The sequence below is a fragment of the Streptomyces sp. CNB091 genome (assembly GCF_000377965.1).
This window is the reverse complement of sequence record NZ_KB899001.1, coordinates 109532-123444: the sequence shown is the minus strand read 5'-3', so window position 1 is coordinate 123444 and position 13913 is coordinate 109532. Positions and strand designations below refer to the sequence as shown.

The 13913-nt window shown below is 74.8% G+C and carries 8 protein-coding genes; 1 reads left to right on the top strand and 7 read right to left on the bottom strand.

Going from position 1 to position 13913, the window contains the following annotated elements; translation table 11 throughout:
* Position 1 precedes the first annotated feature (1 nt).
* Both D581_RS0121485 and D581_RS0121480 read right to left on the bottom strand, forming a co-directional pair.
* Positions 2-3286, bottom strand: coding sequence for an FtsX-like permease family protein (locus tag D581_RS0121485; protein ID WP_018959263.1), 3285 nt, complete (start codon positions 3284-3286; stop codon positions 2-4).
* A gap of 239 nt (positions 3287-3525) precedes the next feature.
* Positions 3526-3930 (bottom strand): globin, encoded by a 405-nt coding sequence (locus tag D581_RS0121480; RefSeq protein ID WP_018959262.1) that lies wholly within the window; start codon positions 3928-3930, stop codon positions 3526-3528.
* Between the two features lie 109 nt (positions 3931-4039).
* Between D581_RS0121480 and D581_RS0121475 the strand changes: the two genes are divergently transcribed.
* Complete coding sequence (locus D581_RS0121475; protein WP_018959261.1) at positions 4040-5035, top strand: methyltransferase domain-containing protein; 996 nt, start codon at positions 4040-4042, stop codon at positions 5033-5035.
* Positions 5036-5075: 40 nt separating this feature from the next.
* Here D581_RS0121475 and D581_RS0121470 read toward each other — a convergent pair whose 3' ends face one another.
* The 5 genes from D581_RS0121470 to D581_RS0121445 form a co-directional block, all read right to left on the bottom strand.
* Complete coding sequence (locus tag D581_RS0121470) at positions 5076-6668, bottom strand: FHA domain-containing protein (RefSeq protein ID WP_018959260.1); 1593 nt, start codon at positions 6666-6668, stop codon at positions 5076-5078.
* Positions 6669-6799: 131 nt separating this feature from the next.
* Complete coding sequence (locus tag D581_RS0121465) at positions 6800-8161, bottom strand: VWA domain-containing protein (protein ID WP_018959259.1); 1362 nt, start codon at positions 8159-8161, stop codon at positions 6800-6802.
* Positions 8162-8251: 90 nt separating this feature from the next.
* Positions 8252-9685 (bottom strand): PP2C family protein-serine/threonine phosphatase, encoded by a 1434-nt coding sequence (locus D581_RS0121460; RefSeq protein WP_026290762.1) that lies wholly within the window; start codon positions 9683-9685, stop codon positions 8252-8254.
* A 2-nt stretch (positions 9686-9687) separates the two neighbouring features.
* On the bottom strand, positions 9688-12531 hold the full coding sequence (locus tag D581_RS0121455) for a tetratricopeptide repeat protein (RefSeq protein WP_078625896.1): 2844 nt from the start codon (positions 12529-12531) through the stop codon (positions 9688-9690).
* Positions 12528-13904: a hypothetical protein gene (locus D581_RS0121445; RefSeq protein WP_018959255.1), complete on the bottom strand. Its 1377-nt coding sequence runs from the start codon at positions 13902-13904 to the stop codon at positions 12528-12530. Before D581_RS0121445 ends, D581_RS0121455 begins: the two co-directional genes overlap by 4 nt.
* Positions 13905-13913 lie beyond the last annotated feature (9 nt).

Here is a 13913-nt window from a genome sequence, read left to right as displayed (position 1 = left end):
GTCAGTGGTCCCCCTGGTGGCGCAGTGTGACCGCCGGATCCCCGCGGCGGAGCGCCATCGACGCGACGATCACGAGCGGCAGCGCGGCGACCCCGGCCAGCAGCGCGGCGACCTGCCCGGCGGGCAGCTCGACCAGCACCGCCGGAACGGGCCGGTCGGCCTGTCCGGTCAGCACGATGAGCGGAACGACGGCCCGGGTCAGTACCGTGCCGATGCCGAGCCCGATGAGCAGGGCGAGCGCGATCAGCACGCCCTGTTCGGCGGCGATCATGCGGGCCAGCTGGCGGCGCGGCGCGCCGAGCGCCCGCAACACGCCCAGCTCGGCGGAGCGTTCGCGCCGGGACCCCGAGGCGCTGACCGCGAAGCCGACCGCCGCCAGCGCGGCGGCGACCACCGCGACGGCCGGCAGCGCCGACTGCGGTCCCGCCCCCAGCGGATCGTCCACCAGCCGCTGGGCGGCCTCCGCCCGGACCAGGACCTGGGCCGGATCGGTGTCCGGCAGGGCGCGCAGGGCGGCCGCCACCTTCGCGGCGTCGCCCGGGGCGGCGCTCAGCCACCACTCGGTCGCCTCGATCGTGGCGGTCGGCCGGTGGGCCAGGACCTCGGTGACGGCCTTGAGGTCCAGCAGCAGCGCGCCGCCGCTCGCCACCGGGTCCGGGGCGCCGGACGATCCGTCGGCCCCGGTGGTCGGCAGCCGGCGCACCGACTCCGCCAGGGTCACCCGGAGGGTGTTCCCGGCCAGGGTGACGTCGATCTCGTCGCCCAGTTCCGCGTTGGTGCTCTTCAGATAGGCGTCCGTCACGACCGCCTTGACCGCGGCCGCCTTCGGCCGGGCGGCGGTGACCCGCAGGGTGCCGCTGGTCGGCTCCCAGTTCTCCTCGTTGTCCACGCCGGTGTCGTACGTGAAGTCCGGCAGCCCCGACGCGCCGTTGTGCACCGGCGGCCGGCCCGGCCGGTCCTCGCCGTACTCGGTGAGCGTCATGGCCGCGTCCCAGCGCAGCGACTCGGGGGCCGGCAACGGGCGTTCGGCGCCCGACCCGGCGACCACCCGCACGTCGCTCACCGAGACCCGGTGCTTGCGCGCGTAGTCGGACGGCGCGGCGGCGTCCACCTCGATGCCGATCACGGCCAGACCGCCCGCCGCCGACACCGGGAAGGAGACCGGGACCGGCCGGCCGTCCACCGGCACGGGACCGGCCAGGGCGCGGTAGGGGAGACCGTAGCGGTCCTCCAGGAGCACGGTGACCACCGGCGGGTCCGGGGCCAGGTCGGCCCCGGCGGGTTTCGACACCGTGGTGATCCGCAGGTCCAGCTTCAACCGGGCGCTGTCCTCGGGGAGTACGAGCCCGGGGCGCGGGGCCCGCTCCGGGGCGATGGCCCCGAACAGCTCCCGCGGGCTCCCGTCGGCGAGGTCGGAGCGCATCAGCATCCGCTCGTCCGCGTGCGCGGTGTCCAGGGCGAGGACCTCCGCGGTGCGCCCGCCGGAGACCTCCACGTCGGCCCGGTAGGCGGGGGCCGCCTGCCGCACCCCCTCCAGGGCGCTGTACGAGCCTGCCGTCGCCGGACCGCTCCCGTGCCCGCCCGTGAACCGGACCGAGGCGCCGGAGCCGAAGTCCGCCTGGTCGGACTGCGAGCGGTTCCAGGAGGCGCTCTGCCCGATCGCCAGCATGCCCATCGCGACCGACAGGACCAGCAGCAGCACCGGCCCCGCCCCGCGCAACGGGCGCCGGCTGAACTGCCAGCCCGCCAGGGCCGCGGGCAGCCCCCGGCCCTTGGCCGCACGCCGCTCGGCGAGCTTCGCCGCGGGCGGCAGCAGGCGCAGCGTGAGGACGGTCCCGGCGAGCAGCGCCAGCGCGGGGGCGGTGACCAGCAGGGGGTCGATCCCGAGGTTGCCCGCCTGGTCGCCGCTGAGCGTCCCGCTGCCGGACTGCCGGTCCAGCTGCCAGTACGCCACCGCCGCGATCAGGAGCAGCCCGAGGTCCGCGCCCGCCCGCACCGGCCCGGGCAGCGACGCGGCCCGGGTCCTGCGCCCACCCGCCCCGGCCGTCAGGGACGGCGCCACCACGGCCAGGGCGCAGGCCAGCGCGACGGCCGCGGAGACCAGCCACACGGTGCCGGTCGAGGCCTCCTGGACCTTCAGCCCGATCCGGGCCAGGGCGCTGCGCTCGGCCATCAGCCCGGTCAGCGGGCCCGCGAGCAGGGGGGCGACCACCGCGGCGGGCACGGCGAGCAACAGTGCCTCGATCGCGGCGAACGAAGTGATCCGGCCCCGCGAACCGCCCCGGGCCCGCAGCAGTTCGCGCTCCCCGTCACGCTCGCTGTTCAGCAGCCGGGCCACGAGCAGCAGGGCGTACGCGGCGAGCAGCACCAGCTGCACCGCGACGATCATCAGCGTGGAGCGGGAGACCAGCAGCGCCCGGTCCAGCTGGTCGAGCACGGTGGGCAGCGACGTCCGGGCGTTGACCCCGGAGGCGAACACGGGTGCGGCCGTCAGGGCCTTCGGGGCGCCGGCCGACGCCTCGCGCAGCCCCTCCATGGAGCCGGTGGTCAGCCCGGTGAAGTCGGCGGACGCCAGCCAGGACGTCTCGCCCTCGGCGAGCACACCGGAGGCGAGGACCGAGGGAGCGGTGAGCAGCGGGCCGTACGTCGTGAAGGCGAGCTTGCGCACCCCGCGCCCGCCGAGCGGGTCCAGCTGCCAGTACGGGTCGGACTGGTCGGCGGCCTCGTAGACGCCGGTGACCAGGACCCGCTGCTTCTTGTCGTGCAGCCGGTCGGTGATGGTGAGCCGCGCGCCCGGCTTCAGCTTCAGCGCCTCGGCGGCGACGACGGGCAGCGCGACCTGGACGGGGCCCGAGCCGCCGGGGGCCGCGGGGGCCTTGCCCCCGGTGATCCGCACCCGGCTCGGGTCGAGGGCGGCGAAGTGGGTGAGATCCGGCTCCTTGCCCCGCCGGGCGGCCGGGTCCTGGAGGCTCCGCGGCAGCGCGTACGACCCCGAGCTCTCCAGCTTCCCCACGGTCACGGGCAGCCCGTAGTAAGCGTCGCGGGAGGCCTTGCGGACGGCGTCGTCGGCCGCCGCGCGCTGATCGTGGTCCACGGACGCCGAGACGACGAGGGCGGCGGAGGCGGCCGACCCATGGGTGAGCGAGTGGCGCAGGGCCGCGTCGCCCACGGAACCCGAGAACGCGGTGAGCGCCGCCAGGACGGAGGTGGTCAGCAGGACGGCCAGGACGGCCGCGGACAGCAGGAGGCGATGAGCCCTCACCCGCAGAAGGACGAAACCCGTCACCTGATCCCCCAGCCCCGGAAACACCGCGTGCGCACGCCCCCCGACGTACCGGTGATGCTTTCAGAGGCAACAGGTTCTGGTAACCGCTCGCAGGTACACCTTGATGCGATCGTGATCGTTATGCGGGGATGGAGTGCCGATTTCCGGAGTTGCCCGGTCACGGATCGTGCACAAATGATCAGTCGACGCTGTTGCTGCTGCCGCCGCCGCTGCCGCTGTGCTGCCGCTGTTGGCGCTGATCAGTCGGCGGTGTTCACCATCGAGGCGGCCGCGTAGGTCAGGTAGTCCCACAGCTGCCGCTCGTGCTCGGGCGCAAGCCCCAGCTCGTCCAGCGCGACCCGCATATGGGCGAGCCAGGCGTCGTGCGCCGCCCGGTCCACCCGGAACGGCGCGTGCCGCATGCGCAGCCGCGGGTGACCCCGGTGGTCGCTGTAGGTGCGCGGGCCGCCCCAGTACTGCATCAAGAACAGCGCGAACCGCTCCTCGGCCGGCTCCAGGTCCTCCTCCGGATACATCGGCCGCAGCAGCTCGTCGCCCGCCACGCCCTCGTAGAAGCGATGGACCAGGCGCCGGAAGGTCGCCTCGCCGCCGACCTGTTCGTAGAAGGTCTGCTCCTGAAGCGTGTCGCGCGGAATCTCAGTCACCCGTCCATGGTCGCAGACGCACCGTCCGGCGACAGGGGTCCTAGGACCAAGAGCCGAAAAGCCCGTTCGGCCGCTCGCCCGCAGGGCCCCGGCGCAGGACAGTGGAGACATGGGTGCACACCGGCAAGGCTCCTCCCCGTCCGAAGCCGAGGCCGACGCGGCGCGGGAAGCCCTCGTGCTGGAGATCGCCGCGCGGGGCGAGCTCGACGATCCCGCCTGGCGCGCGGCCTTCGCCGAGGTGCCCCGCCATCTGTTCGTGCCGTTCTACTACGTGCGCGGAATCCGGGGCTTCGAACGCCTCTGGGGCGAGGACCCCGACCCCGAACGGCGCTCCCGCTGGCTGCGCGGGGTGTACGCGGACGGGGCGCTGGCCACCCGCCTCAAGGACGGCGAACTCGTCTCGTCCTCCAGCCAGCCGTCCCTGATGGCCCTGATGCTCGACGCCCTCGACCTACGGGACGGGCACACGGTCCTGGAGATCGGCACCGGCCCCGGCTACAACGCGGCGCTCCTCGCCCACCGGCTCGGCGACTCCGCGGTGACCAGCGTCGACCTGGACCCGGAGATCACGGAGCCGGCCCGGTGCCACCTCGCCGCGGCCGGGTACCACCCGACGGTGGTCACCGGCGACGGGGCACGGGGCTGCCCGAGGCGCGCCCCGTACGACCGGATCATCGCGACCTGCACCCTGCCGTCCGTGCCGGGGGCCTGGCCGGAGCAGTGCCGTCCGGGCGCGCGCATCCTCGCGCCGCTCGCCACCGGCCTGGTCCTGCTCCAGGTCCGCGCGACGGAGCACGGGCCGCGCGCCGAGGGGCACTTCCTGCACACCCCGGCGTACTTCGTGCCGCTGCGCGGCGCGCTCCCGGGACCCGGCGCGCTGCCGCACCTGGGCGGACTGCCGCGCCGGGTCGCCGGGGACGACCTGTTCCGGTTCCTCCTGACCCTGACCGCGGGCACCCTCGACCCGCACGAGGCACTCTCCCTCTGGGAACGCGAGGGGCGCCCGCGGCGGGAGAGGTACGGCATCACGGTCGGCCAGGGCCGGCAGTGGGCCTGGCTCGACGACCCGCAGGGCCCGTACACCTGGCCGCTCGCCGCCGGGTGAGGCACCGCGCGTCTACCGGTCCCGTCCAAGGGCTGTCCCGCTATTCCCGGCGCACCGTGATCGTCGTCCACGCCCCGACGTGCACCTGGTCGCCGTCCTGGAGCGGTACGGGGACATAGGGCTGGATCGGGTCCTCGGCGCCGTTCAGCGTGGTGCCGTTGGTGGAGTTCTGGTCCACGACCGCCCAGCTGCCGTCGGGCTGCTGCACCAGCACCGCGTGCTGGTGCGAGACGCCCGGGTCCTCCGGGGGCACCGACAGATCGACGTCGGGGGACTCGCCGGTGCTGTGCCGGCGACGCCCGATGGTGATCTGGCTCCCGGTGAGCGGAAGGCGCTGCTCCGGGGAGTACGCGGGCAGGTTCAGCCCGGTCGCCTCGGGGCCGCTGCGCTGCATCATCGCGAGGAAGTACGCGCGGTCGGGAGCGATCACGGCGGTCCAGGAGGTGGACTGCTGGGGCCGGCCCTGACCAGGCACCCCGCCGTGCTGCTGACCCGGGTCGTAGCCCTGGTCCTGGCCGTGCTGCGGACCCTGGTCGTAGCTCTGGTCCTGGCCGTGCTGGGGACCGTGACCCTGCTGGCCCGACAGGCCCTGCTGGTCGTACCCCTGGTCCTGGCCCTGCCCGTGGCCCTGCCCGTGGCCCTGCCCGTGGTCCTGTCCGTGGGGTCGCCCCTGGTGGGGGCCGGGCTGCTGGAACGCCTGCGGGAGCTGCGGCTGCTGGTTCTGCTGGGCCTGGGAGGGCGGCGGCAGCAGCCAGTCATCCCCGCCGGCGGTGGGCCCGGGAGACTGCTGCTGTGGTCGCGGCGGCGCGAAGGGCGAGGCCTGCTGGGGCTCGAACGGCGAGTGCGTCGAGGGAGCCGACTGCTGGGGCTCGAACGGCGAGTGCGCCGAGGAAGCCAGCTGCTGCGGTTCGAACGGCGAGGGTCCGGGCTGCTGCTGCGGCGGAGGGCCCTGCTGGAACGAGGGCGGCGGCGGGGGCCCCTGCTGGAACGCATGCGACGGAGGCCCGCCCTGACCGTCGCTCCCGTGCGGACCGCTGTTCCCGCCCTGGCCGCCCTGACCGCCGTTCCCGTGCGGACCGTTCTGCTCGGGGGCGAGCGGCTCGGCGGGACGGTTCATCTGCGAGGGGCGCGAGCCCTGGTAGTCGAACGGGTCGCGCGGCTGGGGAGCGCCGGGCGGACCGCCCTGGCCCCCGGGAGCGCCAGGTCCGCCGGGGCCGGGCCGGCCACCGGGGCCGCCAGGACCGGGCTGCCCGCCGGGGCCGCCGGAGCCGGGCCCCTGTGCCTGGAATCCGGGCGGCAGGTTGAGGCCGGGCGGAGGTCCGCCGGGTGTGCCGTGCTGCGGGGCCAGCGGGGTGTAGGAGGTCGCCGTGTTGGTGAGGAAGTTCCAGCGGCACTCCTCGCAGTACGGCGCCATCGCCTCACGCGGCGTGCGGCACTGCGGGCACAGCTCCGCCTGCATGGTGGGCTGGCCGCCGCCGGAACCCTGCTGCGGGTAGCCGTAACCGGGCGCGGGCGGCGGAGGAGGCGGCGGGGGCACCGCGCCCGCGGGCGCACCGCCGGTGGCCATGCGGTGTCCGCAGACCTCGCACCAGTCCTCGGAACCCGACTGGTGTCCGTTCGGGCAGGTCGGCATGTCGGCGCTTCCCCCTCTCCTCTTCCGGCCCCGGAGGCCGTCATGCTGTCGTTCGCGGGCGTTCTTGCCCAACGCATACGTAGGGTTGCTCTGTGCTCACGGCCCGGCGGTCGTCCGATGACCGTGCCGTGCTACTTCTTGACGCGAACGGTCTTGGTGGAGCGCGTTTCGAGGGTCATCTCGTCCGCTTCCGCAACCTTCGCCTTCAGTCGCACAGTACCTGTCGCGGCATCGACGACGTCGACCACCTTCGAAAGCAGCTTCGCGGTGTCCTGGTTCCCGGACGCCGACGCCAGCTGTACCGCCCGGCCCAGTTTCGCCGTCGCGCCGTCGAAGTCGCCCGACTTGCGTGCGTCCAGGCCCTGCTGGATGACCTGTGCCAGTTCCGCCTGACCCGTGTAGTGCGCGACCTGCGGATTGATCGAGGTCGAGGCCACCATGTCGTCCGTCCACACGGCCCGTACAAGCCCTTGCGACAGCGTCTGCGGGGCGCCCGCGCCCGAGGGGTCGGGCAGGATCAGCGAGACCCGGGCGGCCAGCATCTCCTGGCCGATCCCGGCCTCCGGCACCAGGACGCACACGTGGTAGTCCCGCGACTCGTCGCCCCAGGAGCCGGTCGGGTAGTCCCCGGCCCGGGGGCCCGCCTCGGACCGCCGCCCGGTCAGGTCCGCGACGGTCGGCGCGACCTGCTTCACGAACCGGATCTCCACCCCCACCGGCGTCCAGAGCCGCAGCGCCACGTCCGCGACCTCCTTGCCCATGGCGTTCTCCATCATCCGCGTGAAGTCCGCGGCCAGGCCCGCCGGGTCGGCGACGATGTCGGCGGTGCCGAGGAGGGCGGCGGCGATGCCGGTGACCTCCTTCACCTCCCAGTCGGTGCCCACTCCGCGGGCGTCGCAGGTGAACCGGCCCGCGCAGGAGTCCAGGGCCGCCCGCAGGTCCTCGGGCGCCTCGTGCTCGTTGCGGCCGTCGGTCAGCAGGATGCCGTGCCGGATGTCCACCTCGGCCGCGCCCAGCAGCCGGTCGGCCAGCCGCAGCCAGGTGCCGATCGCGGTACCCCCGCCCGCGCTCAGCTTCCGCAGGGCCTCCTTGGCCTGCGCCCTCGTCTGCTGGTCGGCGACCGCGAGCCGCCCGTTGCCCGGATAGACGTCCTTGGCCACATGAGTCCCGGCGACCACCGCGAACCGGGTGCCCTCGCGCAGGGCGTCGATGGCCGCCGCCGTCGCGTCGCGCGCGTTGCGCATCTTCGTCGGGGGGTAGTCCATCGAGCCCGAGCAGTCGACCATCAGCACCACGGCCGCGTCGGGACCCTGCCCGGCCCCGTACGCGGGCGCCGGCGCCGAACCCGCCAGCGGTATGCCGCCGGTGGTGCCGCCGCCGGTCGAGGTCACGGTGACGATCGCGTTGACCTCACGACCGCCCTCGGGCAGGAACGCGTTCTGGTACACCTCGACGGAGAACTGCGGCACGTTCGACTTGGAGAAGTTGGCCATCTGGTCGGCTCCTTGAGGCTCCACAGGCGATCAGGCGAAGAGGGGACGCGGGCGGCTGACACGGGGTCGGGGCAAGGACGGAGAACCGGCTCAAACGGTGTCGCAGGCCGATCCTGCCCCCTGCGGCCGTACGGCGAACGGCAGAAGCGCCACTGTTACGTTGTCGTGGCCCCCGCCGTCGAGAGCGTGCCCCACGAGCGTCTGGGCCGCGCGCAGCGGCTGTTCCCGGGCGTCGGCCGGGACGGCGGCCGCCATCTCCTCGGCGGATTCCGCGTAGTTCCACAGGCCGTCCGTGCACACGACGACCAGGCCGGGCCGGTCCGGTTGGAACGCGGCGGTGTGCGGCTCCAGTTCGTACGCGTCGGCGCCGAGCCAGCCCGTGATGGCGTGGGCGCGCTCGTCCGCGTACGCCTCCGCCTCGTTCATCAGGCCGGCCGCCACCATCTGCGCGGCCCAGGAGTCGTCCTCGGTGAGCCGGGCGGTCGGCCGGGTCCGGTCCTCCGGCACCCAGTAGACCCGGCTGTCGCCGACCCAGCCGACGATCAGCAGACCGCCCGCCATGATCGCGCCGACCAGGGTGCAGGCCGGGGCGTTCTGGTGGCGGTGCGCGTCGTGCTCCCTCGCCCCGGCCGGTTCCTGCGCCAGGGCGTTGACCGCCTCGGACGCGGCGACGATCGCCTCGTGCATCGCCGTCTGCGGATGCGTGCCGCGCGGCAGGGACTCCAGCAGCGCCTCGTTGGCGGCGCTCGCCGCGGCAGCCGAGGCCTCGTCGGGACGGCTCGCCGAGGAGACGCCGTCGCAGACGATCGCGACGACGGCGGGCGAGCCGTCCGGCAGCGCGGTGGACGACACCGCGAAGGAGTCCTCGTTGCGGTGGTGGCGCAGGCCCCGGTCGCTGACGGCGGCCACCGCGTCGAGCTCCTGCTCCATGTGGTCGCGCTCACGGGGCTGGGCGTGCCCGCAGTTCTCGCAGTAGCCGTCGGGGTCCACCCGGCCGGAGCGGCAGGCCGCACAGACCTTTGCCCCGGGGGCGGGAACGGCCGCGGGCGCGGCGGCGTGCTCCGCCGTCCGGGGATCGGGCGCGGCCAGCGCGAAGTCACCGGAGGCCTCCGCACCGCCCGGGCCCGCCCGGTCGTCGTGGCGCACCTGGACGGCCGCGGTCTCCGGCCCGCCCGCCCGCACCGGCTCGGGCGGCGACGCCGCGCCCCGGCCGGACACCGCGTCCGGCGTGTCCGGCCCCGTCAGGGGCCTGCCGCCCGAGTCCGTCCCGGGCACGTCCGCCGGACGGACCACGGGCGCGGGCACGTCCGAGCTGTCGGTCTCCTCGGCGGCGGGCCACCGCACCGCACCGGCCGCCGGAGCCGCCGGAGGCACGGTGATGACCATCGTGGGCCGGTCGTCGGGGCGCGCCGGAACGGCCGAGAGGTCGTAGCCGCACACCCCGCAGAACAGATCGCCCGCAGCCGGCGGTTCCTCGCAGCCCGGGCACTTCGGCAGGGCGGGCTGCTGGTGGCTCTGTGACATCTTCACACCCACGTCCGGGGGCGGAAACGGTTGGCCCGCTCCACCAGTTCGATCCTCTCGTCGCCCCGCTGCGCGAGCCGGGCGAGCATCCGGTACGAGCGTTCCAGCCCGAACCGCAGCCCCCGCTCGTTCAGTTCGGCGCCGAGCAGCTTGCCTGCCCCGGACGAACCGGCGGCCGGTCCGCCCGGCCCCGGGACACCGGGACTACCGGAGAGTACCCAGTCGAGCGCCTTGCCCAGTACCTCGGTCGACAGCTGCTCGTGACGCACCGGGTCCAGACCGAAGGCGGCCAGCGCCGCCACCTGGACGCCGGCGGCCGTCAGGTCGGCCAGCAGCGGCTCCCCGTGCGAGCGCTCGCGCAGCCGCGCCCGGACTGCGGCTACCCGGGCCGCCGTGTAGTGGATCGAGGCCTCCGGCACCGACTCCAGGGTGCTCACCGCCCCTCCCCGCTCACCGGCGGCGATCTGCACCCGGGCCAGGCCGAACGCGGCGCTGACGAACCCCGGGTCGGTCGCCCACACCAGGCGGTAGTACTCGGCGGCGTTGTCCAGCTGGCCCAGCACCTCCGCACAGATCCCGAGCGCCAGCTTGGGCGCCATCTCCCCGGGGAACGCGTCGTAGACCGCGTCGAAGGAGAGCGCCGCCGACTCGTGGTCACCGGTGACCAGCGAGGTGACGCCCCGATACCAGACGACCCGCCAGTCGTCCGGGTGTTCACCCTCCAGGGTGGTCAGCGCACGGGCGGCCGAGTCCAGCTCCCGCATCTCCAGCCGGGCCCGCAGCTCCCGCAGCCGGGTCTCCAGCGAGGGGGCCGGGACCGTGCGCAGGGCGGTGATCAGCTCGGCCGGGGCGGAGGCCATGAGGCCGGCGAGGAAACCGGCGTTCGGGTCCATCGCGTCGACCCGGGGGACCGGCAGCGCCAGTGCCGTGGCCCGCGTGTCGAACAGGGCGAGCAGGACGCCCCCGGAGGTCGCCCCGAAGGGGCCGTACGGTCCGGTCGCGACGTACGGCCCGGAGGCGGCCGGGGCCGGCTCGGCCGCCCGGGGCGCCGGGACCGGAGCCTGCGCCGGGGGAGCGTAAGCGAGCGGGGCGCCGCCCTGCGCCGAGCCCCGGACATGGGTCGGCGGCGCCGCCAGCGCGGAGGCCCCCGCCGGACCCGGCGGATGGGCACCCGCCGGGCCGGGCGGCTGGGCCCCCACCGGCAGCGCCCCGGCCACCGCTGACGTCACGGCCCCCGGCGCGACCGGAGCCGCGCCGCCGTGGGGCTGCCACGTGCCGCCCTGCGCCGGAACTCCGGACGGCGGGCTGCCGCGGCCCTTGCGGCGGCCCCGGAGCCCGCCACGCCCGGAGCCGGTCTCCCGGCCGCCCAGCCGCGAGACGTCGTCCGTCTGCCGGGCGAACAACTCGGTGTCGATCACGCGCAGTTCCGCGCCGAACAGCGTCGACAGAGCAGGGCGCGGCCGGCCCGTCTGGAGCGCCACGACCTCCCGCAACACCCCCGTCAGCTGCTCGGCCATCTCCGCGGCGGAGGCGAACCGGCGGGCTGGGTCCGGGTCCGTGGCGCGCACCAGCAGCCGGTAGAACGACTCGTAGGCGCGGAACACCTCGATGTTGTCCGGGTCCGGCAGCGAGTCCACGAAGACGTTCGTGTACCCCTGGAAGTCGAAGGTGAGGACCGCCAGCGTCCGGGCCACCGTGTAGAGGTCGGAGGCGACCGACGGGCCCACCTCCGCGACCTCGGGGGCCTGGTAGCCGACCGTTCCGTAGATCGCCGACTCCTCGTCGTCCATCCGGCGCACCGCGCCCATGTCGATCAGCTTCAGCTGGTCCTCGGTCTGGATCGCGTTGTCGACCTTGAAGTCGCAGTAGAGGAGGTTGCGGCTGTGCAGATGGCCGAGCGCCTCCAGGGCCTCGATCCCGTACGCGCAGGCCTGCTCGACCGGCAGCGGGTCGCGCTTCCCGGCCGGGGTGCGGCGCTCGTTGGCGATCTCCTTGAGCGCCTTGCCGCCGACGTACTCCATCACGATGTAGCCGTCGAGCGAACCGGTCCGCTGGTCCAGGTGCTCGACGAAGTTGTAAATCCGGACGATGTTGGAGTGCTCGATCTCGGCGAGGAAGCGGCGCTCGGAGATCGCGGCGGCCATCGCGTCCTGGTCGCCGGTGTCCAACAGGCCCTTGAGGACCACCCAGCGGTCCGAGACGGCCCGGTCCACCGCCAGATAGACCCAGCCGAGCCCGCCGTGCGCCAGACAGCCCACGACCTCGTACTGGCCGTGCACGATGTCGCCGCCGGTCAGCTTCGGCACGAAGGAGTACGGGTGGCCGCACTTGGTGCAGAACCCCTCGGTGCGGCCCGGCCGCTCACCGCGCGAACGGCCCACCGGCGCCCCGCAGTCCGAACGGGAGCAGAACCGCTTGCGCTCGGGCACCTCCGGGTTCTCCATCACCGCCGTGCGCGGATCGGGCCGGGGCACGTCCGGGACGTCCACCAGACCGACGCCGAGCCGCCCCCGGGCCGAGGCCGCCGACGTCGAGCCGGAGGAACGCACCGAGACCGAACGGGAGGTGGCCGCCCCGGACAGCGAGCGCGACAGCCGGCCGGAGACCGAGCGGCGCGAGGTCGACGAACGGGACGAGGCACGCCCGGAGGCGCGGGAGCCGGACCGCGCCGAGGAGCTGTCCCGGCTGCTCGCCCGGCCGCCTCCGGCGATCCCGGTCGGCGGCGAGGAGACCATGCCCGTCGGTGAGACGACCGGAGCCAGACCGCAGGTGTCGCAGTACAGCTCACCGCCGCCCATGTCCTCGTAGTTCCCCTCGCACGCGGGGCGCTGGCACTGCGTACTCATCGTGTCTCCCCCTCTTCGCCGGTGCCCGTGCCGGTGGCCGCGCCCGTGGACCGCCGGTCCTGCGGTCCGTCGGGCCGGCTCGGCGTCAGCATCTCCGCGACCGCGTGCTGGTAGCGCAGGACGGCCTGCTCGGCGACCCGCAGATCGCACGGCGCGCTCCACAGCATGCGGCGCGCCGCGTCGTACCGCTCGATCAGCACCGGATCCTCCGCCAGGCCGTGCCGGGCCACCTTCGCCTTGTACGCGTCGAGCCGGCCGCGCAGCTCCGCGCGGACCGCCAGCGGGGCCGTCACCGAGGTCAGCGACTCCCGGGCGCGGAGCAGTTCGTCCTCGGCCTCCTGCTCCAGCGACTCCAGCAGCGGCGACAGCCGGTGCCACTGGGCGTACCTGCGGTGGTCCGCCGCCGCCGCCAGCCGCTCCTGGAGGGCGGTCGGCGGGCCGCTGACCGCGGGCACCTCGGAGGCGGCGATCTTGGCCAGTACCTCGCCGCGTGCCGCCCGTGCCTCCGTCAGGGTGCGGTCGGCCCGCGAGAGCACGTCCCGCAGCCGCACCAGCCGCGCCTCGGCGTCCTGCCGGACCGCGAGCACCGCCTCGATCTCCCGCCGTACGTCCTCCAGGGCGCGGGCCGCCCGGTCGTAGCGCGAGGTGTCGGGCCGGCCGCCGCCCGGCGCGGCGCTGCCGGGCCCCGGCAGCCAGAACGCCAGCGGGTCGGAGATCACCTGCACCCGCAGGGTGGCCAGCTCCTCGGTGATCTCCGCCAGGTCGTCCCCCGCCGGATGCTCACCGGGCCGCACTCCCACGGAGTGCGCCAGCGAACGCGTCCGGTGCAGCTCGGCGGCGAGCAGATCGATCCGGGCGGGCAGCGCCGACCACACGGAGTCGGAGGAGACGACCATGTCCAGGGACCTGGCGTACAGCTCGTTCATCCGGGAGACGAGCTCCTGGAGGGAGAACCGCTCGGAGAGCCTGGCCGGACCCGCGACCGAAGGCGGCGGCACGGCCCCCTGGTTGGCGACGGTGACGGCATCGCCGCGCAGGAGCCCGGTCAGCGCGGTGAGGTCCTCCCGGTTCGGATGACGCCGCCGCGCACGGATCTCCCGGGCCTCGGACAGGGCGCCGGCGTACGCGTCGAAATAGCCCCACAGCAGGGTGATCGACTGCTCGGTCACGGCCCAGCGCTCCCGGGTGACGCCGGTCAGCTCGGCGCCCTCCAGGAGCCGGCGGCCGGCATGGTCCTGGAGCGCGAGGAGCGAGGTCTCGATGGCCTCGTGCTCCGCACCGAGCCGGGCCAGCGCACGGTCCGCCTCCTCCCGGTCCATGACCGGGCCGGGGGGCCTCCCCGCGAAGCCGGGGAAGGATCCCGCGACGCCCATCGATCACCT

Bases quoted from the DNA above. Each gene is read 5' to 3' on its own strand.
- D581_RS0121475 (WP_018959261.1), top strand. From the start codon at position 4,040: ATGGGTGCACACCGGCAAGGCTCCTCCCCGTCCGAAGCCGAGGCCGAC.
- D581_RS0121460 (WP_026290762.1), bottom strand. From the start codon at position 9,685: ATGTCACAGAGCCACCAGCAGCCCGCCCTGCCGAAGTGCCCGGGCTGC.
- D581_RS0121455 (WP_078625896.1), bottom strand. From the start codon at position 12,531: ATGAGTACGCAGTGCCAGCGCCCCGCGTGCGAGGGGAACTACGAGGAC.
- D581_RS0121465 (WP_018959259.1), bottom strand. From the start codon at position 8,161: ATGGCCAACTTCTCCAAGTCGAACGTGCCGCAGTTCTCCGTCGAGGTG.
- D581_RS0121445 (WP_018959255.1), bottom strand. From the start codon at position 13,904: ATGGGCGTCGCGGGATCCTTCCCCGGCTTCGCGGGGAGGCCCCCCGGC.
- D581_RS0121470 (WP_018959260.1), bottom strand. From the start codon at position 6,668: ATGCCGACCTGCCCGAACGGACACCAGTCGGGTTCCGAGGACTGGTGC.